We start from the raw sequence: 25,455 nt of genomic DNA, 5'->3' as shown, positions 1-25,455 counted from the left end.
CTGTTGAATTGACGGCGTATAGGGGCTAGAGCGGCATAAAGCTCGCTTTTCGTCGTTCAGTGTCGTCACACGGGTTCCGCCCCTCCCATGCACCTGTTGCCCACCCAGGCCGAGGATCTGCTGGCGTCCCCCCAAGCCGAGGATTTGGGGCAGACGCCGGCAGAGTGCGTGTTGCTGTCCTTTTCCGACAGTGACCTGTCGGCGGGGGCCGCCGCCTACCACGCCGTGGGTAATGTTCCCTGGCGGCCCACGCTGCGCCTGGCCAATCTGATGCGCCTGGGGCATCCCCTATCCGTCGATATGTATGTCGAGGCGGTGGTATCGCGCGCCCGTTTGGTGGTGCTGCGCCTGAACGGTGGCGCCGGCTACTGGCGCTATGGGCTGGAGCAGGTGGCGGAGACCTGCCGGGCCCGGGGTATCGCCCTGGCCGTGGTGCCCGGGGAGGCCAAGGCGGATCCCAGCCTGGATGCCGCCGGCACCGTGGATCCTGCCGCCGCCCGCCGGCTGTGGCGCTGCTTCGTGGAAGGCGGGCCCGAGAACACGGTCCGGTTCCTGGCCGAGTCCGCCCAATTGCTGGGACGGCAGCCGCCCGCCGACCTGCTGGCGGGCGAGCCCCTGCCCCTGCCTCGCTATGGCCGTCATGAAGGCTGGCGGCCGTCGGCACCCGTCGCGGGACCAGCGGCGGCGCTGGTTTTCTACCGATCGCACCTGCAGGCCGGCAATCTGGCGGCGCTTCACGCCTTGGCCGACGCCCTGGCCCGGCGTGGCCTGGCGCCTCACCTCTATTACGTGGCCAGCCTGAAGGAAGGCCCGGCTGCGCAATGGCTGGCGGCCCAACTGGCGGCCCTGCAGCCGGCCGTGGTCCTGAACGCCACCGGATTTTCCGCGCGCCAGGGTCCGGAGGATGCGTCGCCCCTGGACGCCCCCGGTGTGCCGGTGCTGCAGGCCGTGCTGTCCACGGGCACGGAGGTACTGTGGGAAAAGGCGCGCGCCGGCTTGGGTCCCGCAGATCTGGCCATGACCGTGGTGCTGCCGGAGATGGACGGCCGCCTACAGGGCCCCGCCATCGCCTTCAAGGCGGCCGCCGACTGGGATGCCGCCCTGGAATACGCCCCGGCCTTGAGCCGTCCCCGTGCCGACCGGGTGGACGCGCTGGCCGACAAGGCGGCTGCCTGGGCCCGTCTGGCCGCCACCCCACCGGCGGGACGACGCGTGGCCCTGGTGCTGTCCGACTATCCGGCCCGCGGCGGCACCGGCCTGGCGCTGGGCCTGGACACGCCGGCCAGCACCCTGGCCATGCTGGCGGCTCTGACCGGCGCCGGCTATGGGGTGGCGGACAAGCCGGCCGACGGCGCCGCCCTGATGACCGCCCTGCGCCGACCCCTGGATGGCGCCGCGCCGGGCCTGAGCCTCACAGAGTACACCCGGCTTATGGATGTCTCGGCGCTGGCCGCCATCACCGACCGCTGGGGCCCACCCTCGGCCGACCCTCTGGCGCATGACGGCGCCCTGCGCTTTCGTGTCCAGGCTTGCGGCAATGTGCTGGTGGCGGTCCAGCCCAGCCGGGGACATGGCGCTATCGACAGCACCGCCCACCATGACCCCGATACCCCGCCCAGCCACGGCTATGCCGCTTTTCACCTGTGGCTGCGCCATGTGATAGATATCCATGCCCTGGTGCAGGTGGGCGCCCATGGCACGCTGGAATGGCTGCCGGGCAAGGCCGTGGCGCTGTCGGCCGACTGCTGGCCGGAGCGGCTGGCCGGCCCCCTGCCCGTCCTCTACCCCTACATCGCCACCAACCCCGGCGAGGGCGTACAGGCCCGCCGCCGCCTGGGCGCCGTGCTGGTGGGGCACCTGCCGCCGCCGCCTGTGCCGGCGGGGCTGCACGGCGATTTGGCGGCCCTGGAGCAAGCGCTGGACGAATACGCCCAGGCGCAGAGCCTGGACCCGCGCCGCCTGCCCACCCTGCGGGCCCGCATCCGCGACCTGGCCTGGGAGGCCGGCGTCACCCGAGACCTGAATCTGCCGACCGATCTGGCCACGGGGAACCTTCCCGACGAGGCCCTGGCCCGGCTGGACGCCCATCTTTGCGACATCAAGGAGATGCAAATCCGCGATGGGCTGCATGTCTTCGGGGCGGCGCCGGTCGACGGCGCCCAGGCCGCCTTCCTGGCCGCCATGGCGCGCTTCCCCCGCCGTGATCAGCCATCCATGACCGAGGCGTTGGCCCGCGACCTAGGCCTGGCCGGCACGCTGGAGGACCTTTTCACAGGCGACGCCGCAGCGCCCTGGCCCCATCCCCTGCCGGCCCTGCTGGCGGAGCGGACGGGCACCGGTCCGTCCGTTGGGCGGGTGCGGGCGGCGCTGGATGGCCTGGTGCGGGAGCTGGTGTCAGGCCAGATCGTTCCGTATCCGGAATGGCAAAGAGCCGCAGCCGTCCTGGCCACTCTGCGGGCCGAGGCGGCGCCCCCGTTGGCGGCCAGCGGCCCGGCGGAGATGGCCGCCCTGCTGGCCGGCCTGGATGGCCGCTTCGTCGCCCCAGGCCCCGGTGGGTCGCCCGCGCGCGGCCGGGCCGACGTGTTGCCCACCGGCCGCAACCTTTACGCCATCGACCCCCGCGCCGTGCCCACGCCCACCGCCTGGGCCTTGGGCTGGAAGGGGGCGGATGCCGTGCTGACGCGCCATCTGCAGGACCAAGGCGACTGGCCGCGCCAACTGGTGGTGGATTGCTGGGGCAGCCCCACCCTGCGCACCGGCGGGGAAGAGCTGGCCCAGGCCCTGGCCCTGATGGGCGTACGTCCTATGTGGGAGGCCGGCAGCGGCCGGGTGATGGGCGTGGAGGTGTTGCCGGCTACCGTGCTGGGCCGGCCGCGCGTGGATGTGACCCTGCGCATCTCCGGCCTGTTCCGCGATATGTTCCCGGCGCAGCTGGCCCTGTTCGACCAGGCGGCGCGCAAGGTCGCCGGGTTGGACGAGCCGGACGCGGTCAACCCTCTGGCCACCGCCGTGCGGGCCGACCGCGACGCCCTGGTGGCCGGTGGCATGGATACGGCGGAGGCTGGCCGCCAGGCGACGGCCCGCGTCTACGGCGCCGCCCCCGGCGGCTACGGCACCGGCCTGGCACAACCGCTGGCCACCGGCGACTGGCAGGCCCGCGACCAGCTGGGCGCCGCTTATCTCGACACCGGCTGCCATGCCTATGGCCTGGACCTGGACGGCGTGGCCTTGCCCGCCCTGTTCCGCCGCCGCGTGGGCCTGGCCGACGCTTTGGTCCATATCCAGGACCAACGCGAAACCGACGTACTGGACAATGATGGCATGACCCAGTTTGAGGGCGGGTTCGCCGCCGCCGCCGGCCTGTTGGGCAGCGATCCCGTCCTCTATCATGTCGACAGCGCCGAGCCGGAGCGCATCACGCCCCGCACCATGGCGGAGGAGGCCGCCCGCGTGGTGCGCGGCCGCGCCGCCAACCCACGCTGGATCGATGGCCAGCGCCGCCATGGCCACAGCGGGGCCGCCAACCTGGCCCGCACGGTGGATGGCGCCGTGGCCCTGGCGGCGCTGACGGGCGCCGTGCGATCGCACCAGGTGGACAGCCTCTATGATGCCTATGTGGCGGACAGCGAAACCTGGGCCTTCCTGTCGGACAGCAACCCCGACGCCGCCCGCCAAATCCTGGACCGGTTCCAAGAGGCTTTGCGGCGCGGCCTATGGCATCCCCGGCGCAATTCCACGCCTGAGGATCTAACCCGCCTGCGGGAGGAATTGGCATGAATGCCCCCATCAATCCGCCGCGTGTGCGGGGCGCCTGCCCCGGCGCGCTGGTACCCATGGCGGTGGCCGACGGCCTGCTGGTGCGCCTGCGTATTCCCGGCGGCAGGCTGCCGGGGCCAACGGCAGCGGCAATCTGCGGCCTGGCGGAGCGCCACGGCAATGGCCTGGTGGATCTGAGCCAACGGGCCAATCTGCAGATCCGCGGCGTGACCGAGGCGGCACTGCCCGCCCTGACCGACGCCTTGCGCGAGCTGGGCCTGGTCAACGGCGATCCGGCAGCGGAGAGGGTGCGCAATGTGCTGTGCAGCCCCACCTGCGGCCTGGACCCGGCGTGCGCGCCCGTACGCGCCCTGGCCCAGGCGCTGGACGCCGCCTTGGCCGATAGTCCCGACCTGTGGGCCGCGCTGCCGGCCAAGTTCAGTTTCGTCCTGAACGGTGGTGGTCAAGCGCCCCTGGCCGATACCGTGGCCGATATCCGCTTCGACGCCCTGCCCGGCACCGGCCTGTTCCGCGTGGCGGTGGGCGGAGATCAGACCGGCGCCACGCCGCTGGGTGTCTGCGCCGCCGACGCGGTGGTGGACACCGCCCTTACCCTGGCCCGCGCCTATGTCCGCCTCTCGAACGGCCGCTACCGGCGCCTGGCCGCCCTGGTGGCGGCGGAGGGCACGGCCGGGCTCGCCGGCCATGTCCCCCTGACCCCGACGCCCGCCGACATCAGCCTGCCTGGCCTGCGCCTTGAGCGGGTGCTGGGGGCGCACGCTGGCTGGATGGGCCTCGCCTTTCCCTTCGGCGGCATGAGCATTCAATGGCTGGCGCTCGTCGCGCATATGACGCCGGCCCTGCGCCTGACACCCTGGCGCGCCGTGCTGCTGGAAGGCGGCGGCAGTGACCTGGTTGAACTCTTTCAGCCCACAGGATTATTCATCCTGGCACCCGAGGACCCCCGCCTGGCGCTGTCGGCCTGCAGTGGTCGCGGTGCCTGTGATTCAGGACTGACGGACGCGCGCGGCGACGCCCTGGCGCTGGCCCGGGTCGCCCCCCGCCTGCTGGCGCGCGGGCATATCCATGTCTCGGCCTGCGCCAAGGGCTGCGCCCACCCCGCGTCGGCGCTGGTCACGCTGACGGCACGGGGCCATCAGGCTTATGATGTCGGCCTGCTGGCCCCCGCCGGCGGGGCGGCGCAATGGCGTGGCGTGACGCCGGCCCGCGCGACATCGCTGGTGGCGGCGCTGGAAGCTGTCTATACCCACCGGATGCGGGCGGATGAGGATCCGGCCGCCTTCATCACCCGCCTGGGTGGGCCGGCCGAACTGGCCACCCTGGTCGAGGCCACTGTCGTCGCGTAGAGGAAGCCGCCCCCGTGTCCAGTCCCGAGCCCCATAGCCGAGGCGAGCCCCCGCAGTACGATTACATCCGCGATGGCGCCGCCATCTACGCCCGGTCGTTCGCCATCATCCGGGAAGAGGCCAGGCTGGACCATCTGCCAGAGGATCTGCGCGCCGTGGCCGTGCGCATCATCCATGCGGCGGGTCTGGTCGAGACGGCCGAGCACCTGCTGTTCTCATCCGACGTGGGGGCGGCCGCCCGCGCGGCCCTGCGCAGCGGCGCGCCCATCCTGTGCGACGCCCAGATGGTGGCGCACGGCGTCACCCGCGCCCGCCTGCCTGCCGATAACGCCGTCATCTGCACCCTGACCGACCCCACCGTGCCCGCCCTGGCGCAGAACCTCGCCACCACCCGCTCCGCCGCGGCTCTGGAACTGTGGCGGCCCCATCTGGCGGGGGCGGTGGTGGCCATCGGCAACGCGCCCACCGCCCTGTTCCACCTGCTGGAGATGATCGCGGCCGGCGCCCCCCGTCCCGCCGCCATCCTGGGCTTCCCCGTGGGCTTCGTCGGGGCGGCGGAGAGCAAGGACGCGCTGGCGGCCAACCCCTGGGGCCTGCCCTATCTGGCCGTGGCGGGCCGACGGGGCGGCAGCGCCATGGCGGCGGCGGCGGTCAACGCCCTGGCCTCGGACCGGGAATGAGCGCCATGACCGACATCGCTTCCAGCGCTTTGGGGCCCGGCACCCTCTACGGCATCGGCACCGGCCCTGGTGACCCCGAGCTGATGACGTTGAAGGCGGTGCGCCTGCTGCGCGCCTGCCCGGTGGTGGCCTATTTCGCCAAGCGTGGCGGCCCCGGCCAGGCCCGGCGCATCGCCGCAAGCCATCTGGACGGCACCCATGAGGAGGTGCCCATGGTCTATCCCGTCACCACCGAACTGCCGCCGGACAGCCCCGCCTATGCCGCCGCCATCGAGGGCTTCTTCGATGAACAGGCGGAGCGGTTGGCGGCCCTGCTGGCCGCCGGCAAATCCGTGGCGGTGCTGAACGAGGGCGACCCGTTCTTTTACGGGTCCTACATGCACCTGCATCTGCGCCTGGCACACCGCTTCCGGGTGGAGGTGGTACCGGGCGTGCCCTCCATCCTGGGCTGTGCGGCGCAGCTGCCCATTCCCCTGACCATCCGCGACGACGTGCTGTCAGTCATCCCCGGCACGCTGGGCGAGGTGGAGCTGGCCGCTGCCCTCAGCCGCGCCGATGCCGCCGCCGTCATGAAGCTGGGCGGCAACCTGCCCAAGGTGCGCCGGGTGATCGAAAGCCTGGGCCTGACCCACCGGGCTTGGTATGTGGAGCGCGGCACGACCGAGACCCAGCGGGTGCACCCCCTGGCCGAGGCGCCCGACGTCGCCCCTTACTTCGCCATGATTCTGATCCCCGGCCAGGGCAAGCGCGGCGACGTGCTGACCGCCCCCCAGGCGGCCAAGTCCGAGGTGGCGGAATGAGCACCCTCGGTTCGCTGACCGTCGTCGGCCTGGGCCCCGGCCCCGACCGGTGGCTGACGCCGGAGGTGGCGGACGTGCTGGCCAGCGCCACCGACCTGGTGGGCTACGGCCCCTATCTGGATCGCATTCCGCAGAGCTTCCACCGCCGCCACGGCTCCGACAACCGGGTGGAGCTGTCGCGCGCCCGTCTGGCGCTGGACCTGGCGGTATCGGGCCGCAAGGTGGCCCTGGTGTCGGGCGGCGACCCCGGCGTCTTCGCCATGGCATCGGCCCTGTTCGAGGCGCTGGAATCCGGCGACGACCCCGCCTGGGCCGGGGTGCCGGTACGGGTTTGCCCCGGCGTGTCCGCCATGCTGGCGGCCGCCGCGCGGGTGGGCGCGCCGCTGGGGCACGACTTCTGCGTACTGTCCCTGTCGGACAACCTGAAACCCTGGGAGGTGGTGCTGAAACGCCTGCGCCTGGCGGCGGAGGCCGACTTCGTCATCGCGCTCTACAACCCTATCTCCAAGGCCCGGCCTTGGCAGCTGGGTGCGGCGCTGGACACCCTGCGTACCATGAAGGATCCGGGAACACCGGTGGTGCTGGCCCGCGCCGTGGGCCGCCATGATGAGGATGTGACCATCACCACCCTGGCCGACTGCGACCCGGCCACGGCCGACATGCGCACCCTGGTGCTGATCGGATCCAGCCAGACCCGGCTGCTGCCGCGCAAGGGCGGCGGCAAAGGGAGCGACAACCTGGGCGACGTCTGGGTCTACACACCGCGCAGCTATTATGCGGCGGAGGTGCCGTGAGCGGCCAGCCAGTCGACGGCGTCGGATGCGGTGTAGAGCCGGGGTGCCGTTCCGGCCACCGGCCGGTCGACCATGACCACGGGCAGGCCCAAGGATCGTGCGGCTTGCAGCTTGGCCGCCGTGGCATTGCCGCCGCTGTTCTTGGTGACCAGCGTGCCAACGGCGTGGGCGCGCATCAGATGCATTTCCCCCGCTGCCGTGTAGGGGCCCCGGTCCAGCACCAGAGTGGCACCGGCCGGCAGGACATCCGGCGGGTCCACCGCGCGCACCAGGAACCGCCGATCCATGGCCAGGAAGGGTTCCAGCTCCTGCCGCCCCACGGTAAGGAAGACGGTATCGGGCAGGCCGGCAAGCGCCTGGGCGGCGGCGGCCATGGTCGGCACCCGGCGCCAGTCGTCACCCGCGCCAGCCGTCCAGGGGGGGCGGGTCAGCACGGCCAGGGGCACGCCGGCGGCGGCGCAGGCTGCCTCGGCATTGGCGCTGATTTGGTCGGCGAAGGGGTGGGTGGCGTCGATGACGGCCCGCACGCCCTCCGCCCGCAGATAATCCGCCAGGCCCGCAATACCGCCGAAGCCACCGATGCGGGTGGGCAAGGGCTGCGGTGCCGGGTCGCGCGTGCGGCCGGCCAGCGACAGCGTGGCCTGGAAACGGGCGTCACCCACCAGCAGGCCCGCCAGTTGTCGCGCCTCCGTCGTGCCGCCCAGGACCAATATCCGCATCGCCCCAACCCCGTTCTCGTGTGCCGGCCATGACTAGCACCGGCACCCCCTGGCTGACCATTCCCTGGCTAACCATCGTCGGCATTGGCGAGGATGGATGGGAGGGCCTGTCGCCGGCCGCCCGCGCCGCCGTGACCGGATCCTGCCTGCTGATCGGCGGTACCCGCCACTTGGCCCTGGTGCCGGAGACGGCGGGGCAGGAGCGCCTGGCCTGGTCCAGCCCGCTCAGCGACGCCTTCCCCACCCTGCTGGCCCGACGCGGCCAGGCGGTGACCGTGCTGGCCAGTGGTGATCCGCAGTGGTTCGGCATCGGCGCCACGCTGGCCCGCCTGGTGCCGCCGGCGGAGACCCGTGTGCTTCCAGCGCCCGGCGCCTTCACCCTGGCGGCCGCCCGCCTGGGCTGGGGCCTGCAGGATGTCGCCTGCCTGTCACTACACGGCCGCCCGCTGGAGGCCGTGATCCCCTACCTGTTCCCCGGGGCCCGCCTGCTGCTGTTGAGCTGGGACGGCACCACGCCGGCCAAGCTGGCGGCCCTGCTGCGCGAGCGCGGCTTCGGCCCCAGCACGCTCAAGGTGCTTGAGGCCATGGGCGGCCCTCGCGAGCGGCTGAGCGACGCCCCGGCTGACGCCTGGCCGGACGGCGATACAGAAGACCTGAACACCATCGCGCTGACCTGCGCCATCACCCCCGGCGCCCGGGTGCTGCCGCGCAGCCCGGGATTGCCCGACGACTGGTTCCAGCACGACGGCAAGATCACCAAGCGCGAGGTGCGCGCCGTGGCCCTATCGCACCTGGCCCCCGGGCGCGGGGAAATGCTGTGGGACGTAGGGGCCGGCTCCGGCTCCATCGCCATCGAATGGCTGCTGGCCGACCCGGCCAACCGCGCCGTGGCGGTGGAGGACAGGGCCGACCGCATGGCCGCCATCCGCGCCAACGCCTTGGCCTTCGGCGTGCCCAACCTGGACTTTCGCGAGGGCGCCGCCCCAGATGCGCTGGCGGATCTGCCCCAGCCGGATGCCGTCTTCATCGGTGGCGGCCTGACGGGTGCCGGCGTAGTGGAGGCGTGCTGGCGAGCCCTGCGCCCGGGTGGCCGGCTGGTCGCCACGGCCGTGACGCTTGAGACGGAGGCCGCACTTTCCCATTGGCACACCGCGCTGGGCGGGTCGCTGACGCGGCTGTCGGTAGAGCGCGCTGTGCCCCTAGGGAGTTTCCGGGGGTGGCGGCCGCAAATGCCCGTCACCCTGTGGCGAGCGGACAAGCCGCTATGACAACCGCTGTCGGAATCGGTTGCCGCCGGGGCGTAGAGGCGGCGGAAATCCTCGATCTGCTGGCCCGGGCCTGGTCTCGCCTGGGCTGGAGCGTCGCGCCCGCCGGCCTTACCCTCAACACCCTGGCCCGCAAGGTTAAGGAGCCGGGTCTGGTCCAGGCCGCGGCCACGCTGGGCCTGCCGTTGTTGGGCCTGGAGGAAGAGGCCTTGCGTACCGTCACCACGCCCAGCCCCAGTGCCGCCCCTGGCCACGACCTGCCCCCGGTGGCGGAAGCGGCGGCGCTGGCCGCCTGTGGCGCCCCGCAGAATCCGAACGCCCGCCTGATCCTGGCCCGCATTCAGGGACCGTCCAGCACCTGCGCCGTGGCCTGTTCCGAAGGCATCCTCTCATGACCGTGCATTTCATCGGCGCCGGTCCCGGCGCGCCCGACCTACTGACCCTGCGCGGCCGCGACCTGATCGCCCGCTGCCCCGTTTGCCTTTATGCCGGGTCACTGGTCCCGGCCGCCGTGCTGGCCCATGCCCCGGCGGATGCTCGCATCGTCGATACCGCCCCGCTGTCGCTGGCGGAGATCGTGGCCGAGTTCCAGGCGGCGCATGCGGCGGGCCAGGACATCGCCCGTCTGCATTCCGGCGACCTGTCGGTCTACAGCGCCCTGGGCGAGCAGCTGAGGGCCCTGAAGGATCTGGGCATCCCCTACACCATCACCCCCGGCGTGCCGGCCTTCGCCGCCGCCGCCGCCGCCCTGGGCCGCGAACTGACCCTGCCGGAGGTCAGCCAGACCCTGGTCATCACCCGCACCGGCGGCCGGGCGTCGGCCATGCCGGCCAATGAGACGTTGGAGGTGCTGGGCCAGTCCGGCGCCACGCTGGCCATCCACCTGTCCATCCATGTCATCGACGACGTGGTGGCGCGCCTGACGCCGCTGTACGGCGCGGACTGCCCGGCGGCGGTGGTCTATCGCGCCTCCTGGCCCGAGGAGCGGGTGTTGCGCGGCACCCTGGCGGACATTGGCGCCCAAGTGAGTGCCAACCCCATAGAGCGCACGGCCCTGATCCTGGTGGGCAAGACGCTGGGGACGGAGGATTTTCGCGCCAGCGCGCTTTACGACGCCGGCTATCAGCGCCGCTATCGCGGGAGGGGGGAGTGAGCCTGGCCCACGCCACCGGCCTGCCCGATGATACCGCCCTGACGGTCGATGACGATCACGTCGACGGTGATGGGCGCGTCCTCCAGCACCCGCAGCGCCACGGCGCGGGCCATCTCCGCCACCCGGTCCGCCACGGGCAGGCTGGCGGCGTCGGCCAGCTGCAGCACCTCGAGCGCCGTATTGGCGCCGCGTGCTTTGGCCACCAGATCGGGTGTGGCGCCCAAGTCGGCCAGCACGCCGGCCAGCCAGTCCAGGTCCACCGCGTGACGCTTGGAATGCAAATCCATCAGGCCCTGGGCCAGCTTGCCCAGCTTGGCGAAGCCGCCGGCGATGGTCAGGTGTGGCACGGGATGGCGGCGCAGGTATTTCAGCGTGCCGCCGGCGAAGTCGCCCATGTCCAGCAGCGCCTGTTCCGGCAGGCCGTAGTGGCGGGTCACCGCCGCCTCCGACGTGCGGCCGGTGCAGGCGGCGACATGGGGCAGGCCGGCCGCCCGGGCCACGTCCACGCCGCGATGGATGCTGGCGATCCAGGCGCCGCAGGAATAGGGCACGACGATGCCGGTGGTACCCAGCACCGACAGGCCGCCGATGATGCCCAGACGCGCGTTCATGGTGCGCCGGGCCAGCACCTCGCCATTGTCGATGCCGATTTCCACCACCAGGTCCGGCGCCCGCCCGGCGGCCTGGGCCACGGCGGTGACCGCCTCGCGGATCATGGCGCGGGGCACGGGGTTGATGGCGGGCTCGCCCACCGGCAGCGGCAGGCCGGGCAAGGTCACGGTGCCGACACCGGGCCCGGCGCGGAAGGTGACGCCGCTGCCCCCCGCCCCCGCCGTGACGCGCGCCCGCACCAGGGCGCCATGGGTCACGTCAGGATCGTCGCCCGCGTCCTTGATCACGCCCGCCTCGGCCCAGCCGTCACCACGCTCGGTGACGGCCAGGGCGAAGGCCGGACGCTGTCCGCCGGGCAGGGTGATGGTCACCGGGTCCGGGAAGTCACCGCCGAACAAAGCCGTCGTGGCCGCCGCCGCCGCCGCCGTGGCGCAGGCGCCGGTGGTCCAGCCGGGGCGCAGCGCGCGCCCTTCCGTCCCCTCCGTATCGATATCGCCGTCCACGTCCATGACTGACCTGACCCTACCGACCTTGGCCTTTCCCGATTTCCAGCCCGGCAGCGTCTGGCTGGTGGGTGCCGGACCGGGCGATCCCGGCCTGCTGACGCTGCTGGCCCTGCATGCTCTACGCCAGGCGGACCATATCGTCTACGACGCGCTGGTGGACGAGCGCATACTGGACATGGCCAACCCCGCCGCCGTGAAGGAATTCGCCGGCAAGCGCGGCGGCCGCCCGTCGCCGGCGCAGGAGGATATCAGCCTGCGCCTGGTGGACCTGGGACGGCAAGGCCTGCGCGTGCTGCGGCTGAAGGCGGGCGACCCCTTCGTCTTCGGCCGTGGGGGTGAGGAGGCACTGGCCCTGGTGGCCGCCGGCCTGCCCTTCCGCGTGGTGCCAGGCATCACCGCCGGGCTGGCGGGCCCCGCCTATGCCGGCATTCCCGCCACCCACCGCACCGCCAACCAAGCCGTGATCCTGGTGACCGGCCAGTCGGCGGGTGACGGGCCGGACTGGGCGGCCCTGGCCGCCACCAAGGCCCCCTTGATCCTGTACATGGCGTGGCGCGGTTTGGGTGGCATCGCCACGGCGCTCATGGAGGGCGGCTTGGCGGCCGACACCGCCGTGGCCGTCATCTGCGACGCCACCACGCCGCGCCAAAAGGTGATGACCTGCACACTGGCCCGCTGCGCCCAGGCGCTGGCGGACAGCGGCTTGGCACCACCCGCCATCATCGTCATCGGCGCCATCGCGGAGTTGCACGCCACCCTCGACTGGCTGGGGGTGGCGTCCCATGACTGAGCGCGTTGCCCCGGGCCTCATCATCGCCTCACCCGCCTCGGGTTCCGGCAAAACCACCCTGACCCTGGGCCTGCTGGCGGCCTTCCGCGCCCGGGGGCTGGACGTGCGCGCCGCCAAGTCGGGGCCGGATTACATCGATCCCGCCTTCCATGCCGCCGCTTGCGGCCACCCCAGCCTGAACCTGGACAGCTGGGCCATGGAACCGGCCCTGGTCGATGGCTTGGCGGCCCAGGCCGCCAACGGGGGGGAACTGCTGATCTGCGAGGCCCTGATGGGCCTGTTCGACGGCGTGGCCCGGGTGGGCGCCTGGGGCAACGGCGCCACGGCCGACCTCGCGGCCCGCACCGGCTGGCCCGTGGTGCTGGTGATGGACGGGCGCGGGGCGTCGCAATCGGTGGCGGCCGTGGTGAAGGGCTTCGCCACCTATCGCGATGACGTGCGCCTAGTCGGCGTGGTGCTAAACAATATCGCCAGCCCCCGCCACCGCAGCCTGATCGAGGGCGCCATCGACGCCCTGGGCATTCCGGTGCTGGGCGCCCTGCCCCGCACCCCCGGCCACGCCCTGCCGGAGCGCCACCTGGGCCTGGTGCAAGCATCGGAAACCGATGCCCTGGCCGAGCGGCTTTCCACCCTGGGCGCCTGGGTGGAAAGCCATGTCGATCTGGACCGCCTGGCGGCCCTGGCCGTGCCCTACGCGCCGGCCGTCAACGGTAGCCCCCCGGCGGCCCTGCCGTCGCCGGGGCAGCGAATCGCCCTGGCCAGCGACGCGGCCTTCAGCTTCGTCTATCCCCACGTCCTGGCCGGCTGGCGGGCGGCGGGGGCGGAGGTGCTGCCCTTCTCCCCCTTGGCCGACCAAGCGCCCGATGCCGGCGCCGACGCGGTGGTGCTGCCCGGCGGCTACCCCGAACTGCACGCCGGCCGCCTGGCAGCGGCGGGGACCTTCAAGGCCGGGATGCAGCACCTGGCCACCCAGGGCGCGTCCATATTCGGGGAATGCGGTGGCTATATGACCCTGGGCGAGGTACTGGTGGATGCCGAAGGCCAGGCGCATGAGATGCTGGGCCTGCTGTCCGTCCGGACCAGCTTCGCCAAGCGCAAGCTGCACCTGGGCTACCGCCTGGTCACCACCCTGAGCGACATGGCCCTGGGCCCGGCCGGCAGCCGCTTCCGCGGCCATGAGTTCCATTACGCCAGCGTCCTGGCCCCCGGCACCGATGCGCCCCTGCTGACCGCCAAGGCCGCCGACGGTACCGACTTGGGGCCCCTGGGCAGCCGACGGGGCAGCGTGGCGGGGTCATTCCTGCACCTGATCGCGCGGGAAGGATGACGTGTTGCACGTCGACTTGAGCTTGCTTCCCCTTCGGCGCGAATGAATACATTTGTCTTCAGGGCCCAAAGCAAAATGGCCCTGACGCTAGATCAATGCGCTACCGAGCAGGCATCCGCATCCAGCGCCACCTGGAAATGGCCCGCGTTGTCGATGGCGAAGTGAGCAATATTCTTCCCAACGTATGCGAGTTTAGTAACGGGGTTTATTTCTTCAGGACGTAGGAAAGCAATACGTCCAAAGGAACCATTGAGACGCTGACCATTCCTTAATGCCCACCGCGCTTCCGCTCCGGCAGGATGGGATCCTCGGTTCCGGTGGCATCCGCCTGATCGACCTGAAGTCCAATCAGAAGTTCAGAAGGATGTACGCTCAGACCGCGTGCCAAATCGACGATCATCGCCAGGCTGGGGTTCCACTTCCCCCGCTCCAAGTCCGACAGATATGTCACGTCCATTCCCGCTCTGAAGGCGAGCTCCTCCTGCGTGAGGCCCCGTTCTCGACGCCTTCCCCTCAATAGCTTCCCAAACTGAACCCGGATGTCTTCCATCCGGGCAAAACACGCTGTTGCATTGCACGTCGCCATGGGATATATACCAAGTATCGGATATATCCGAATAGCGTTGCACCAATCATCGGCTTCGCTCGTTGCGTGCCTTCCTCCAACGGAATCACCCATCATGGCCGCCTTCCTCCGCACCACCGCCCGTCTCACCGTGATCGCCAGCGTCGGCCTGCTGCTGACCGCCTGCGGCGACAACAACCCGGTGCTGGGCAAATGGGAGATGTCCAAGGCGGCCACGAAAGAGCAGCAGGACGCGGCCATCTTCGGTGAAACAGTCGAGTTCACCGCGGGCGCCATGGTCCCTAGCAATGGCTTTCCCGCCGTCCCGGTGAGCTACAAGCACGACGGCGACACTTGGTTCATCGTCACAGCCGATGGTCACAGCATCACCGCCCACCGCACCAAGAACGACCTGACGCTCGAGGTCCCGATGCTCGGTTCCGTCCCCTTCGTCAAAGCCAAAGGCTAGGCAGTCGCCAAGGCGGCTGCCGTATTCCCCGCCCCCGGCCCCAGCCGGCGGCCCGCCTGGATTTGCGGCTTGAAAGCCCGTCCGGCCCGGCCGCCGTGCGCCCCGACAGACGTAGGTGCATCATGAGATCAGTGACTGGAAGACTCAGCCTTCTTGGCAATGGCATCGTTGCGGGAAAGTTCAGCAAGTACTCCGTGGTGAAGATCGGCGACACTGTCCTGAACAATATTCATATCGCGGAATCGCTGGATAGCTTCCTCAACGTCCACGCCCAAGGCGATACGACCATTTATTGGAACGGAAACTGGCTGAGTGGCCGACAGATCCGGGCGATCAGGACACCCTCCGGCGACCTGTACTACCTCAAGAGGTCCATTCTCTTCGTCACGTTCTTCGTTGTTTTCGGCATCCTGACTATCCCCATCCTGGGGTTTGGCCTCCTGCTACTGCCGGCCCTCCTCGCCGACTTCAACTATTGCCTCGCCGCTACCGAGTTCAAGGCCCAGGGCGGTATCCCGATCCCACTCTGACCGCCGGATAAAGGAATATCATCATGACCATGCGCGCCAAAACCAAACGTCCGCCGGTGGCCATAGCCACGGCTTAAGCGCGCCTGGGCTCCAACTGGCCTGGGCACTGCCCCAGGCCAGTTCCGGAGCCCATCATGGTCCGTGTTGCCCTTTTTTCCGACCTTCACCTCGATTCCGCCCCCTGGACACCACCCACCGACCTGCAGGCCGATATCGTCGTCCTGGCTGGTGATCTGAACGTCAAGGCCCGTGGCCTGCCCTGGCCCGACGCCAGGGCCATGTTCGGCTGCGACCATGTCCTGGCCGTAGCCGGCAACCACGACGTCTTCGGCAGCAGCATCGATGATGGCATGGATAGGCTGCGGACCAGGCTGGCCAGCCAGGGCGTGACCTTGCTGGAACGCGACGAGGCCGTCGTTCACGGTATCCGGTTCCTGGGTTGTACCCTGTGGACCGATGTCCGGCTGTTCGCCGGTGCCGACGACCGCCTGGTCAGGGCCGATGCCGCGATGCTGGTCGGCGACGCCTACAGCCCCCACATGCGGGATTATCGGCAGATCAGAGTAGCCGGGGGCGGCTACCGCCGCCTGCGTCCCTTGGACACGGCCACCCTCCACCACCAGTCGGTGGATTGGTTGGAAGGCCGGCTGGCCGCCCCTCACAACGGTCCCACCGTCGTGGTCACTCACCACGCTCCATCCGCCCGGTGCCTGCCGGCCTGGGCGCAGCAGGACCGGTGGTCCTGTGCCTACGCGAGTCACCTGGACTGGCTGGTGGAGCGGTACCAACCGGACGGCTGGTGCTACGGCCACATCCACGACCCGCCACCCAACCTCGCCATCGGCCGGACGCCCCTGTGGACGAACCCCCGCGGCCATGGCGACAGCATTCACGACCACAACCCCTCTTTCGATCCCTACGGCTTGCAACAGGAGTTCTGAAACATGGACAATCTTGACTGCCTCACCATCGCCGATGTGGAGCGTTTGCTCGACGCGGCCCCCGCCCACCCCGTCCTGCCCATCGACGTAGAGTTCGCCCGTCGGATGATCCTGGACACGATCCTGGGCACGGACATGGACCTGCAACTGGGCGGCACCCAGAGCGGCGACCACCAGGTCATCCCCGATGCCCAGACCGCCGCGCTGCTGTTGGTACCGAGCGTTGACTGGCTCCAGCCGGTGCGGGCGGCCCTCCGCCACCTGCTGAACAACCGGGCGGCCGACGACACTGTCGACCACACCGACGACCCGTGGATGGTGCCGGAAAGCCCCGGCCCCCTTTCGTGGAATACCGCAGGTGCTGCGGTGACGGACGCCTGGCAGCGGGGACGAAGCGTGGTCGGGGTGGCTTTCTCAGCCGACGACCTGCCCCTCGAGTTCTGGTGCTTGCCGAGGCGCGGGCAGGCCCGGTTGCCGGGGCCGACAAACCTGCAGGTCATGCAATTCATCGACGACCGGACGGGACAGTGGCCCAGTTTTTCCTGGGAACTGCTACCGGACCCCTTCGCCAGCCAGGTGGTCCCCGGCGACCTGGCACTGGGGTGGTACGACGGGATCACAGCCGACGATTGGCTGGCTGCGGTCCGTAAGTCCCTTGCCACACGGGCGAGTTTTCAGCGGGGAATGCAGGCGGCCACCGAAGCGCCGCCGGCACCTGAGGTTCAAGGACCTCCGGCGGGGCCGACGCTGGATCAACTGGCGGGAATGGATGAAGCGGTGGCCTGGGGGCGTCAGTTGGCCGAGGACCTGGCCGACTACCGCGCGGGCCGGATCGGGTGGGATGCGGTTGAGCACGGCGTCGTTTTGGCCGGCCCGCCGGGTACGGGAAAGACCACGTTCGCGGCAGCCCTGGCGCGCAGTTGCGGCGTGCCCCTGATCCTCGGCTCCCACGCCAGCTGGCAAGCGGCGGGACACCAGGGTGAGATGCTGAAGACCATGAACGCCACCTTCGCCGAGGCTGCCGAGGCTAGCCCCTGCATCCTGTTCATTGATGAGATCGACGGCTTCACCAGCCGTACGGCCAGCTCTAACGGGTACAACAGCACCTATCAGCGCCAGATCGTCAACGCCTTGCTGGAGCACTTGGACGGCGTGGCCGGTCGGCCGGGAGTGGTCGTCATCGGGGCCACCAACATGCCGGAGGTGGTGGAACCGGCCCTGCTGCGGCCCGGCCGCCTGGAACGGGTGATCACCATCCCGGTACCGGACACAGCGGCGCTGATCGGCATCTTCCGGCACCACCTGGGGACGGACCTGCCCGGTGCCGACCTCTTCCAGGTGGCGGCCATTGCCGCCGCCGGCGGTGCCACGGGGGCCCATGTGACACAGTGGGTCCGGGGGGCGAGGCGGGCCGCCAGGAAGGCGCGGCGGTGCATGCGCTTGGGTGACCTGATGCAGCAGTTGGCGTCGCTGGACGCGGCGACTGATGAAACCGCGATCGCGATCCTCGTCCCCATCGGCGGAATGCAGTGACCCCCCCACGAACATGTCAAGACAGCCTGCGGATGCCCGAAGGGCACCGCAGGCGGGATGCTAGGCGCCGCGCTCGCAACGGTCGGCAAGGCGATGCGACTCAGTGACCTAGTAAGGTAGGTATACCACCTCCCTGTCCAAACCTGCTTCAGCTTCGAGGTACGCCTGACACTGATCCCAAAACACAAAGATTAGCTCACCATGAAAATCAGCGCGCAATACTTCAAGTACTTGTTTAACCGTGATAGCTCTTTATTCTTTCCGGCCTGGAATCCCTCATGAACGCGGATCAAAAGATGGCGAAAGCCGGCAGGGTATTGATTACGGGCACCAGCGGTTTTCTGGGAGGTGCCTTGGGAAGGCACCTACGCGGTTTGGGCTGGGAAGTCACCGGGCTCAGCAGGAGCGCCGCACGGTCAGGCAGCGTAGATCACCAGATCCTGCATGACCTTTCCCGCCCGCTCCCCCCCGACCTGCCGCGGCACGACGTCGTCATTCACGCGGCTGCATTGGCATCTCCTTGGGCACCGCCCGCTGCCTATCAGGCGAATATTCTCGATGCAACGGCACATTTGCTCCGGTACGTCCAAGATAAAGAAACAAGCCAGTTCATCTTCATCTCTACGACCGCCGTCTTTTATATATTGGGCGATCAATTCGACCTGACGGAGGACAGCCCTTTCCCGACGCTCCCCGCAAACCTGTATGCCGCAGCGAAAAGGGAGGCGGAAAGATTGGTCCTAACGCAACGATCAGACGCGCTTATATTACGGCCCCGCGCCATATATGGACCCGGCGACACCGTCCTGTTTCCTCGCATTCTACGCGCCGCCGCCAAGGGGATGCTTCCCCGCATCGTCCGTCCCGATGGCGGCACGGCCGTTGCCGACATGGTCTATATCGGCAATCTTGTGCATGCCATCGAACGGTCGATTACACTGAGGATCAGCGGAACCATAAATATCACCGATGCCTCACCTCAGGAAACGGACAGGTTGCTTGGCTCTGTGCTTTCGAGGCTCGGTTATCCACCACCACGCCTGCGTATCCCGGTGGCGGCTGCGATGAGGGCGGCTCGTGTGGCGGAACAGATTTCAGCCCGGCTGCTCGGTTGGCGGGAACCACCGATCACGCGCTTTGGCGTCTCCGCCGTAGCACATTCCAAGACCTTTGACGTGACGCGCATGCTGTCCCTGCTTGGCCCACCGCCCTTTACGCCGGAGCAGGGCTTCGACGCTTTCATTGACTGGCAAAAAGCCGGGGCGGTGCCATGAACGGCGCCAGCTGGTTTGGCATTCTGGCTGCCGCTTATGCGGTGCTGAATCTGATACGGCTGCTTCTGGCCCTATCGGAGCGGCGACGTCAGCAAGCGACCATCCCTTCGCAGCAAACGGAACAAGCAGTCACCGTGTTGCAACCCATCCTGGGGGGCGACCCCGCCTTGACCGATTGTCTAGTGGCAAACTTGCGCCATGCTGGCGGCGCACGCTACGTCTGGCTGCTGGATAACGAGGATGCCGCTGGACAAGCCGCCGCCAGCAAAGCCATGGCACAGGCAATCGCGGCGGGAATCAACGCCAACTTGTACCTGGATGTGGCGCCAGCTCCACCGCGCGGCCTAAATCCCAAAGTCGTCAAGCTGGCCCGTGGCCTGTTGAAGGTGGAAACACCTTTTGTCGCCGTTCTGGATGACGACACCGCACTTCCGCATCATGCGCTGGACCGGGCCGTGGGCTTGGCAGAACCGGGGACCTTAGTCACGGGACTGCCGTTCTATGCCGCGCGCAGCAACAATTGGTCCCGCTTGGTCACCGGCTTCGTCAATGCCAACGCCATGCTTACCTATCTTCCTGCGGCCCGGTTAGGCCTGTCGCGGACCGTCAACGGCATGTTCACACTGATGCGGACCGACGATCTGCACCGGTTAGGAGGCTTCACCGCCATTGAGCATGAAGTCACTGACGATTACGCCCTGGCCCGGCTCTTCCGAAACGGTGGCGGGCAGGTGGTCCAGACAGATCTGCCCGTTACCGTCATCACGAGCGTCGATGGCGCTTCGCACTATTTCAGCCTGATGCGGCGCTGGATGGTATTCGCCCGGTTGTACCTGATGGAAAATTTTGGTTCATCGCGGATTAGCGGGTAGAGGCGGACAACGGCGCGTTCTGACAGACTGGTAGTCGCCAAACATCACAGACTGCCAGGGGGTGCGCCGTTGCCCGATAGAGAAGCTACGTCATGTCTCGTTGGGTGGGAAGGCTACCGGATTGAGACAGTGGAACGCCGCGCGGGTGAGCAGCCGGCGGTTTGGATATATCTTGGCCGACCGTCCTGTTCGCCGATGATCTGCGACGGTTGTGGCCAGGCGAGCGAGCGTGTTCACGACATTGAGATGCGAGTTGTCCGGGACCTTCCGATCCTGGATGCGGCGACGTGGATATCGGTGCCGCGCCGGCGTGTTCTGTGCGGGCAGTGCGGCCCTCGGCTGGAACGACTGGATTGGCTGGAGCGCCATGCCCGGGTGACCCGGCGTTTGGCGGAGAGCGTGGTCCGCCTCTGCCGTGCCCTTCCGGTGAAGCAGGTGGCCGCGTTCTTCGGGCTGGACTGGCACACGGTCAAGGAGATCGACAAACGTGCGTTGCAACGATCCCTCGATCCGGTAGACCTCAGCGGGATCAGCGTGTTGGCGATGGATGAGTTCGCCATCCAGCGCGGCCACCGCTATGCCACGGTGGTAATCGAGCCCCACACCCGGCGGGTGTTATGGGTTGGCCGCGAGCGTTCGCGCGAAGGCATCCGTCCCTTCTTCGACCTGTTGGGGGAGGAAGGCTGCCGCTGCATCAAGGCCGTGGCCATGGACATGAACGCCGCCTACGCCAATGAGGTGCGTGCGCGTTGTCCACAAGCCGAGATCGTCTACGATCTGTTCCACGTCGTCGCCAAATACGGCCATGACGTCATCGACCGCGTCCGGGTCGACGAAGCCAACCGGCTGCGCGACGACAAGAAAGCCCGCAAGGTGATCAAGACTGCCCGGTGGCTGCTGCTGCGCAACCGGGAAAACCTGAAACGCGTCCAGGACGGCGTGCATCTGGATGAACTGCTCGCTGCCAATCAGGCGCTCATGACCGTCTATGTCATGAAAGATGAACTCAAGCAGCTATGGCGCCAGCCTTCTACCCAGGCCGCCCGCACCGCTTGGCAGGCCTGGTTCGACAAGGCCATTGCCAGTGGCATCGACCCGCTGGTCCGCTTCGCCGGAAAATTGGCCGTCTACCTCCAAGGCATCGTCGCCAGCGCCGCATGGCCACTCAACACCAGCATCCTCGAAGGCATCAACAATCGCATCAAGGTCATCAAGCGCATGGCCTACGGCTATCGCGATGACGCCTACTTCTTCCTCAAAATCAGAGCCGCATTCCCCGGGGTTCCGCGATGAACCAAAATTTTTCCGTCCCCCTGCTTGTCCTGGTGCTGTTGCCGGGGATCTTGGCGTTGCCGCTATTGCTAACTGGGGTCATGATCGGTCCGGGTGCCATGCTGGCGGCGCTGCTTCTGTTGGGAACAAAGGCGGTGGCGGCGAGGAGGCTGCGCGGCGGTGGTCCCTTGGCCGACCTGCCGTTCGACGTAGCCGGTGAATTGCTGATGCCACTGCACGCGATGGCAGGCGGCTTCAGAAGCAGCCACATCCGGTGGCGCGGCCGCCGCATGGTGCTAAGCGGCAAGCGGATTACCGATGGTTGACGCCTATCGCCGGCACCTAGCCGGGCTGCCCGAGGAAGGGTTCCTGTTGCCACGGGTGGCGCGCCGGCTTTGCCTGTTGACGGGACAGAGTTGCTTCCGGTCCAGCCTGCTCCCCGCCGACAAGCATGATTTCCTCGCGGCGGTGGCTTCGGCCGGGGTGGAGGTCGTGCAGGCCGGATTCCCTTGGCACCGGCAATTCACCGTGCCCGCCCCGCCGCCGCCGCTCGTGGTCGCCAGCCTGCGCAACGCCCAGCAATGGCTGTGGGCCCGCAGCGACGCGGCCTATCAGGCCGCACTGGCCGCGGTCATCGGCATGTTGCTGGATCGGACGCACGAACGACTGTTTCTGGTTACAGGAAGTTGCGGCATCGACCTGCTGGCGACCGTCTTGCCGCGCCTACCACTGGGGCCTGAAATCCATGTGGCCGCATTGGGTCCAGCCGGCCGCTCGCCCCCTGTAGACCGGCTTTCTGGCCTGCTCGTACTGCAGGGCCGTCGGGATGGGTGGAGCCGGCACCTGTGGCGCGGCGTAGTGCATGCCAACCCCGATTGCGGCCATCTGGACTATTATCGGAACCGGGATGCCATGGCCATGACCCGCGCCTTCCTGGAGAAAGCGAACCGATGACCCGGCCGCGCATCGTCTTCGTAGCCCCGCCCTTCGCGGGCCATCTCTACCCCCTTCTGGAACTGGCCATGGCAGCGCAGGCGGCGGGGTACCGGGTCGAGGTCATAACGGGTGCCGCCAAGCTGCCAAGCGTCACAGCTTCCGGCTTGACGGCATCGGCACTGCCCTGCTTGTCTGGCGTCTCCCTGGAGCGGATTGTCGATACGAATCGCGCTGTTGGCGGCAACCCACTGCGCTTGCTGAAACAGTTGCGGGCCAGCCTTGAAGTGGCCGTGGCTGCACGCGATCAGTTACTGGCACTATGGCGGGTGGCACCGCCAGATCTGGTTGTAGCGGACTCCGTCGCCGTCTCCGCCGGCCTCGCAGCACAGGCGCTGGGGATCGGTTGGATCACGACGATCGCTACCCCGTTCACCATCGAAAACCGGCGCGGCGTTCCCTGCTACATGGGAGGGTGGACGGAGGGTTCCGGACTTGGCCATCGCCTGCGCGACGCTGCGGGGCGAATACTCACTCGCATGGCGAAGCGTGGAATGGCCCTCGCCGTATCCGACCTTCTGTCGGCATTGGGAAGCGGTGTCTATCGCGAGGATGGTACCGAGGCTTGCTATTCACCCCGGTCCATCCTGGGCTTTGGCCTGACAGAACTGGAGTTCAACCGTGACTGGCCTCTCCACTTTCAAATGATCGGGCCTGTGTTCGCCAACCCCGAGGTGGAGTCACCGGCACCGCCTCTGGCCAGCGGCCGGCCGAACGTGCTGGTCAGTCTCGGAACCCACCTGCCATGGGCTAAAAAGACTTTGGCCGCGGACATGGCGTGGTTCGCCGCACAGCGGCCGGATCTGCATTTCGTCGCCACACTGGGCCATCCGGAGAGGATGGACGAAGCAGCGATCTATTTGGCCCGCAATGCGGTGATGGTGCCTTTCCTGTCGTATCGGACGCACCTCGGTTGTTTTGACGCCGTCATCCACCACGGCGGAGCCGGCATTTCTTATGCAGCGATTTCCCTGGGGCGGCCCGCCATCGTCGTGCCCCACGATTACGACCAGTTCGACTATGCGGCCCGCATCGTCGCCAAGGGTGCGGGCCTACGGGTCCGGCGCTTGCGCAGCCCTGAAATGCTGGCGGCCCTGGATGGGATCATGGCGCCGGATACCTGCCCCGGCTTGTCGGCCCTGGCGGCCGCCGCGGCAGGCTATGATCCTCACGCGGCGTTTCTTGAGGTCGTGGACAGCATGACGGGTGGCTGAAGGCGGGAAAGCAGGGGGGCAGTACCCGGTGGTGACAGGCGCAGGGTACGGCGGAACTTTGCTGTCAATGGGAGGGATGGCAGCGTCCGGCGTGTCACCGCCATTCCCGAGAGCTCGTACAGCAGACGCATCGCGCGGGCCGCTTGCGGGCCAGGCACGGCATGGGGCAGTTCAAGGGCGAGTATTCCCCTGTCCGTCTGCGTGACGCGAAACCAGGACCCGGCCAAAGCCGGCGACAGGACGGCGTTGATGTCCTGCGGGAGCAGCAACCGGTCCTGTGGATCTATCGGGTAATCGGCCAACCGCCCCTCGATACCGGCCACCGAAGGCAGCGCCGATCCACAGGGGCAAGGGCCGGATGCCTCCATCGCGACATCGTCTGTGCGGTACCGCACCATCCGCTGTGGCCCGTCACGGACCAGATCAGTGATGATCGGCACAAACCTGTCTGGTGCGCCTTCGATCGGCGATCGTTCCACCCGCACCAAGTCGGTGTTGAAATGCAGCCTACCATATGAACAGGCGGCCGCGAAAAACCCCTCCGCCGCCTGATAGACTTGGCGGACGGGGGCGGCGAAGGCATCGGCGAGCAGGGCCGCATCGTCGGGCCACAGGGGTTCACCACCGGTGACCACCAGCCCTACTGGAAACCGACGGCGAAAGCCGCCGGCCTCCACGATGCGTCGCAATGCGGACGGCGGCCCGACCACAATACCCGGCCGGGCTTCCTCAAGCGCCCTGGCGCACCCCTCGGCCCCCAGCGACAGCGAAATATGGGTCGTCCGCCCGCCAGTCTGGTGATAGAGCTGGCTGTCGTGGCACAGCAGGATAGCGGCCCGGCCGCGCAGCAACAGCGCTGGCGGCAGCACACGAGCCAGGAAACTGCCCAGCCATCGCGCGCGGTCGCGTTCGCTGGTGATGAAGACGCCCGGCTCACCTGTTGTGCCAGTGGACAAACCGAAGCTAAGACCGCGATGGCCGGTATCGCCACCCTCCGCTTCCAGCTGCGCCAAGGCGCGGGCCTGATGCAGGCCAAGTGCAAGAGCGTTGTGACGAGCAAAATCGGCGCGATAGTCTTCCTGACCGATCACCGGCCGGGCGACAAATTCCGGCAACCCCCGTTCGGCACGCGCCAATAGGGCCGGACAGCGTTCTAGCAGTTTGGCGCGAAGAAACGCCGTAGCGACATCAGCAAAGTTCATGGCGTAAGGCTGCGATAGCCTCCCCGCAATGGGACGGCACGATGCAAAGGTCCGGCTGCAGCAGCGACAGATCGTGCAGGGCGTGGAGCGTGCGGCGATAGGCCGGATAGTCGGCGACGAAAGCCCTGGCCGGCGCCATCGGCTCCAGCCGCTCACGGATACAGACCGACAGCCAAGCAGCATCGGCCGCCAGCAGCACCTCCCTCCCGTTCTGCGCCGTCAGCAGCAGACCGATATGACCGGGCGCGTGGCCTGGCAGCGGGATTGCGATCAGACTGCCGTCGCCCAACAGGTCCGCACCCGTCGGAAGGCCTGCCAGCGACCGGGACGCCGACCGGCAGGATTCGACCGTACGTGTCCGCCCTTCCAGGCTAATGGGAAATAGGTCGCTGATCAGGCCCAGACGCGCCCGGCAACGCCAGCTGCCGGTCCGCATGCCGCTCAGTACCTCGGCAGAGGTGAAGACAGCGGCACCCGGGAAATCCACCAACCCGCCAGCATGGTCCGGATGTAGATGTGACAAGATGATGCCGCGGACGTCACCCCTATCAATGCCAGCCGCCGCCAACTGATGGCAGCAGGCTTCGCCCGCCGTCAGACGATAGGGAAGCAGGCGCCGGTAAGCGCGCGCGACTGGATCGCGCGACCGGGACAGCCCCTCACCGTAACCCGTGTCGAACAGGAACACGCCCTCCACGGGGTGGATGATGCAGGCCACCAACGCGGGAAACCGCGCGACCGCCAGGCTCGCTCGGCCCGTTACCATGCAGGCCGGATGCCGGCAGCTTCCCACTTCCATCAGATCGACATGCACCCGCATG

25 protein-coding genes are annotated in these 25,455 nt (G+C 68.5%); 20 read left to right on the top strand and 5 right to left on the bottom strand.

From position 1 onward, the window contains the following. The first annotated feature begins 87 nt into the window (after positions 1-87). The 5 genes from cobN to cobJ are packed head-to-tail and all read left to right on the top strand — an operon-like array spanning position 88 to position 7,397. Positions 88-3,777 (top strand): cobaltochelatase subunit CobN, encoded by a 3,690-nt coding sequence (gene cobN, locus Y958_RS29285; protein WP_088875461.1) that lies wholly within the window; start codon positions 88-90, stop codon positions 3,775-3,777. Next, entirely contained in the window at positions 3,774-5,123 is a 1,350-nt protein-coding gene (gene cobG, locus Y958_RS29280) for a precorrin-3B synthase (protein ID WP_088875460.1), read from the top strand. Before cobN ends, cobG begins: the two co-directional genes overlap by 4 nt. A gap of 14 nt (positions 5,124-5,137) precedes the next feature. After that, positions 5,138-5,803 carry a precorrin-8X methylmutase gene (locus tag Y958_RS29275; RefSeq protein WP_088875459.1) on the top strand — a complete coding sequence of 222 codons (666 nt, stop codon included), beginning with the start codon at positions 5,138-5,140 and terminating at the stop codon, positions 5,801-5,803. 5 nt (positions 5,804-5,808) lie between these two features. Beyond that, positions 5,809-6,603: a precorrin-2 C(20)-methyltransferase gene (locus Y958_RS29270; RefSeq protein ID WP_088875458.1), complete on the top strand. Its 795-nt coding sequence runs from the start codon at positions 5,809-5,811 to the stop codon at positions 6,601-6,603. Next, positions 6,600-7,397, top strand: coding sequence for a precorrin-3B C(17)-methyltransferase (gene cobJ, locus Y958_RS29265; protein ID WP_088875457.1), 798 nt, complete (start codon positions 6,600-6,602; stop codon positions 7,395-7,397). The genes Y958_RS29270 and cobJ overlap by 4 nt, the downstream gene beginning before the upstream one ends. Here the strand turns inward: cobJ and Y958_RS29260 are convergent. Next, positions 7,376-8,116, bottom strand: coding sequence for a cobalt-precorrin-6A reductase (locus Y958_RS29260; RefSeq protein WP_088875456.1), 741 nt, complete (start codon positions 8,114-8,116; stop codon positions 7,376-7,378). The genes cobJ and Y958_RS29260 overlap by 22 nt on opposite strands. A gap of 29 nt (positions 8,117-8,145) precedes the next feature. Between Y958_RS29260 and cbiE the strand changes: the two genes are divergently transcribed. Genes cbiE through cobM form a run of 3 tightly spaced genes read left to right on the top strand, consistent with a single transcriptional unit; the run spans position 8,146 to position 10,534 of the window. Next, positions 8,146-9,384: a precorrin-6y C5,15-methyltransferase (decarboxylating) subunit CbiE gene (gene cbiE / locus Y958_RS29255; protein ID WP_088875775.1), complete on the top strand. Its 1,239-nt coding sequence runs from the start codon at positions 8,146-8,148 to the stop codon at positions 9,382-9,384. Then, positions 9,381-9,776 (top strand): cobalamin biosynthesis protein, encoded by a 396-nt coding sequence (locus Y958_RS29250; protein WP_088875455.1) that lies wholly within the window; start codon positions 9,381-9,383, stop codon positions 9,774-9,776. Before cbiE ends, Y958_RS29250 begins: the two co-directional genes overlap by 4 nt. Continuing rightward, on the top strand, positions 9,773-10,534 hold the full coding sequence (gene cobM / locus Y958_RS29245) for a precorrin-4 C(11)-methyltransferase (protein WP_088875454.1): 762 nt from the start codon (positions 9,773-9,775) through the stop codon (positions 10,532-10,534). Before Y958_RS29250 ends, cobM begins: the two co-directional genes overlap by 4 nt. Here cobM and Y958_RS29240 read toward each other — a convergent pair. Continuing rightward, positions 10,513-11,655, bottom strand: a complete 1,143-nt coding sequence (locus tag Y958_RS29240; RefSeq protein ID WP_088875453.1) for a cobalt-precorrin-5B (C(1))-methyltransferase — start codon at positions 11,653-11,655, stop codon at positions 10,513-10,515. The two genes, cobM and Y958_RS29240, sit on opposite strands and share 22 nt — an antisense overlap. Here Y958_RS29240 and cobA point away from each other — a divergent pair. Further along, positions 11,654-12,442, top strand: coding sequence for a uroporphyrinogen-III C-methyltransferase (gene cobA, locus Y958_RS29235; protein WP_088875452.1), 789 nt, complete (start codon positions 11,654-11,656; stop codon positions 12,440-12,442). The two genes, Y958_RS29240 and cobA, sit on opposite strands and share 2 nt — an antisense overlap. Then, on the top strand, positions 12,435-13,769 hold the full coding sequence (locus Y958_RS29230) for a cobyrinic acid a,c-diamide synthase CobB (protein ID WP_088875451.1): 1,335 nt from the start codon (positions 12,435-12,437) through the stop codon (positions 13,767-13,769). The genes cobA and Y958_RS29230 overlap by 8 nt, the downstream gene beginning before the upstream one ends. Before the next feature lie 268 nt (positions 13,770-14,037). Here the strand turns inward: Y958_RS29230 and Y958_RS29225 are convergent, their stop codons facing one another. Next, the gene (locus Y958_RS29225) at positions 14,038-14,451 is read right to left on the bottom strand and encodes a helix-turn-helix domain-containing protein (protein ID WP_244909748.1); all 414 of its coding nucleotides are present in this window, start codon (positions 14,449-14,451) and stop codon (positions 14,038-14,040) included. On the opposite strand from Y958_RS29225, the gene Y958_RS29220 reads away from it, so the two are divergent. The 10 genes from Y958_RS29220 (at position 14,450) to Y958_RS29175 (ending at position 23,432) form a co-directional block, all read left to right on the top strand. Then, positions 14,450-14,803, top strand: coding sequence for a hypothetical protein (locus tag Y958_RS29220; protein WP_088875449.1), 354 nt, complete (start codon positions 14,450-14,452; stop codon positions 14,801-14,803). The genes Y958_RS29225 and Y958_RS29220 overlap by 2 nt on opposite strands. 122 nt (positions 14,804-14,925) lie before the next feature. Beyond that, positions 14,926-15,333, top strand: coding sequence for a hypothetical protein (locus tag Y958_RS29215; RefSeq protein ID WP_145728005.1), 408 nt, complete (start codon positions 14,926-14,928; stop codon positions 15,331-15,333). A gap of 134 nt (positions 15,334-15,467) precedes the next feature. Then, a complete protein-coding gene (locus Y958_RS29210; RefSeq protein WP_088875447.1) occupies positions 15,468-16,274 on the top strand; it encodes a metallophosphoesterase in 807 nt (268 codons plus the stop codon). A 3-nt stretch (positions 16,275-16,277) separates the two neighbouring features. Further along, positions 16,278-17,807: an AAA family ATPase gene (locus tag Y958_RS29205; RefSeq protein WP_088875446.1), complete on the top strand. Its 1,530-nt coding sequence runs from the start codon at positions 16,278-16,280 to the stop codon at positions 17,805-17,807. Between the two features lie 278 nt (positions 17,808-18,085). After that, a complete protein-coding gene (locus Y958_RS29200; protein WP_088875445.1) occupies positions 18,086-19,081 on the top strand; it encodes an NAD-dependent epimerase/dehydratase family protein in 996 nt (331 codons plus the stop codon). Then, positions 19,078-19,953, top strand: coding sequence for a glycosyltransferase (locus tag Y958_RS29195; protein WP_088875444.1), 876 nt, complete (start codon positions 19,078-19,080; stop codon positions 19,951-19,953). Before Y958_RS29200 ends, Y958_RS29195 begins: the two co-directional genes overlap by 4 nt. Positions 19,954-20,022: 69 nt before the next feature. Continuing rightward, positions 20,023-21,246 (top strand): ISL3 family transposase, encoded by a 1,224-nt coding sequence (locus Y958_RS29190; RefSeq protein WP_088875443.1) that lies wholly within the window; start codon positions 20,023-20,025, stop codon positions 21,244-21,246. Continuing rightward, positions 21,243-21,551, top strand: coding sequence for a hypothetical protein (locus Y958_RS29185; RefSeq protein WP_088875442.1), 309 nt, complete (start codon positions 21,243-21,245; stop codon positions 21,549-21,551). The genes Y958_RS29190 and Y958_RS29185 overlap by 4 nt, the downstream gene beginning before the upstream one ends. Continuing rightward, a complete protein-coding gene (locus Y958_RS29180) occupies positions 21,544-22,179 on the top strand; it encodes a hypothetical protein (RefSeq protein WP_088875441.1) in 636 nt (211 codons plus the stop codon). Before Y958_RS29185 ends, Y958_RS29180 begins: the two co-directional genes overlap by 8 nt. Continuing rightward, on the top strand, positions 22,176-23,432 hold the full coding sequence (locus Y958_RS29175; protein WP_088875440.1) for a glycosyltransferase: 1,257 nt from the start codon (positions 22,176-22,178) through the stop codon (positions 23,430-23,432). Before Y958_RS29180 ends, Y958_RS29175 begins: the two co-directional genes overlap by 4 nt. Here the strand turns inward: Y958_RS29175 and Y958_RS31710 are convergent. Together Y958_RS31710 and Y958_RS29165 are read right to left on the bottom strand one after the other, a co-directional pair. After that, positions 23,387-24,634, bottom strand: a complete 1,248-nt coding sequence (locus tag Y958_RS31710; protein ID WP_145727911.1) for a hypothetical protein — start codon at positions 24,632-24,634, stop codon at positions 23,387-23,389. The genes Y958_RS29175 and Y958_RS31710 overlap by 46 nt on opposite strands. Further along, positions 24,621-25,454, bottom strand: a complete 834-nt coding sequence (locus Y958_RS29165) for an MBL fold metallo-hydrolase (RefSeq protein ID WP_088875438.1) — start codon at positions 25,452-25,454, stop codon at positions 24,621-24,623. Before Y958_RS29165 ends, Y958_RS31710 begins: the two co-directional genes overlap by 14 nt. Position 25,455 lies beyond the last annotated feature (1 nt).

It is taken from the genome of Nitrospirillum viridazoti CBAmc, from assembly GCF_000730165.1.
GTDB classification, from domain to species: Bacteria; Pseudomonadota; Alphaproteobacteria; order Azospirillales; family Azospirillaceae; genus Nitrospirillum; species Nitrospirillum viridazoti.
This window is presented reverse-complemented; position numbering and strand designations above follow the sequence as displayed.

Excerpts from the sequence above, each read along its gene's own strand:
- Y958_RS29215 (WP_145728005.1), top strand. The coding sequence starts at position 14,926 with ATGAGATCAGTGACTGGAAGACTCAGCCTTCTTGGCAATGGCATCGTT.
- Y958_RS31710 (WP_145727911.1), bottom strand. The coding sequence starts at position 24,634 with ATGAACTTTGCTGATGTCGCTACGGCGTTTCTTCGCGCCAAACTGCTA.
- cobN (WP_088875461.1), top strand. The coding sequence starts at position 88 with ATGCACCTGTTGCCCACCCAGGCCGAGGATCTGCTGGCGTCCCCCCAA.
- Y958_RS29200 (WP_088875445.1), top strand. The coding sequence starts at position 18,086 with ATGAACGCGGATCAAAAGATGGCGAAAGCCGGCAGGGTATTGATTACG.
- cobA (WP_088875452.1), top strand. The coding sequence starts at position 11,654 with ATGACTGACCTGACCCTACCGACCTTGGCCTTTCCCGATTTCCAGCCC.
- Y958_RS29230 (WP_088875451.1), top strand. The coding sequence starts at position 12,435 with ATGACTGAGCGCGTTGCCCCGGGCCTCATCATCGCCTCACCCGCCTCG.
- Y958_RS29270 (WP_088875458.1), top strand. The coding sequence starts at position 5,809 with ATGACCGACATCGCTTCCAGCGCTTTGGGGCCCGGCACCCTCTACGGC.
- Y958_RS29175 (WP_088875440.1), top strand. The coding sequence starts at position 22,176 with ATGACCCGGCCGCGCATCGTCTTCGTAGCCCCGCCCTTCGCGGGCCAT.
- Y958_RS29165 (WP_088875438.1), bottom strand. The coding sequence starts at position 25,454 with ATGCGGGTGCATGTCGATCTGATGGAAGTGGGAAGCTGCCGGCATCCG.
- cobJ (WP_088875457.1), top strand. The coding sequence starts at position 6,600 with ATGAGCACCCTCGGTTCGCTGACCGTCGTCGGCCTGGGCCCCGGCCCC.
- Y958_RS29195 (WP_088875444.1), top strand. The coding sequence starts at position 19,078 with ATGAACGGCGCCAGCTGGTTTGGCATTCTGGCTGCCGCTTATGCGGTG.
- Y958_RS29250 (WP_088875455.1), top strand. The coding sequence starts at position 9,381 with ATGACAACCGCTGTCGGAATCGGTTGCCGCCGGGGCGTAGAGGCGGCG.
- Y958_RS29205 (WP_088875446.1), top strand. The coding sequence starts at position 16,278 with ATGGACAATCTTGACTGCCTCACCATCGCCGATGTGGAGCGTTTGCTC.
- Y958_RS29180 (WP_088875441.1), top strand. The coding sequence starts at position 21,544 with ATGGTTGACGCCTATCGCCGGCACCTAGCCGGGCTGCCCGAGGAAGGG.
- Y958_RS29240 (WP_088875453.1), bottom strand. The coding sequence starts at position 11,655 with ATGGACGTGGACGGCGATATCGATACGGAGGGGACGGAAGGGCGCGCG.
- Y958_RS29225 (WP_244909748.1), bottom strand. The coding sequence starts at position 14,451 with ATGATGGGTGATTCCGTTGGAGGAAGGCACGCAACGAGCGAAGCCGAT.
- cobM (WP_088875454.1), top strand. The coding sequence starts at position 9,773 with ATGACCGTGCATTTCATCGGCGCCGGTCCCGGCGCGCCCGACCTACTG.
- cobG (WP_088875460.1), top strand. The coding sequence starts at position 3,774 with ATGAATGCCCCCATCAATCCGCCGCGTGTGCGGGGCGCCTGCCCCGGC.
- Y958_RS29185 (WP_088875442.1), top strand. The coding sequence starts at position 21,243 with ATGAACCAAAATTTTTCCGTCCCCCTGCTTGTCCTGGTGCTGTTGCCG.
- Y958_RS29260 (WP_088875456.1), bottom strand. The coding sequence starts at position 8,116 with ATGCGGATATTGGTCCTGGGCGGCACGACGGAGGCGCGACAACTGGCG.
- Y958_RS29210 (WP_088875447.1), top strand. The coding sequence starts at position 15,468 with ATGGTCCGTGTTGCCCTTTTTTCCGACCTTCACCTCGATTCCGCCCCC.
- cbiE (WP_088875775.1), top strand. The coding sequence starts at position 8,146 with ATGACTAGCACCGGCACCCCCTGGCTGACCATTCCCTGGCTAACCATC.
- Y958_RS29220 (WP_088875449.1), top strand. The coding sequence starts at position 14,450 with ATGGCCGCCTTCCTCCGCACCACCGCCCGTCTCACCGTGATCGCCAGC.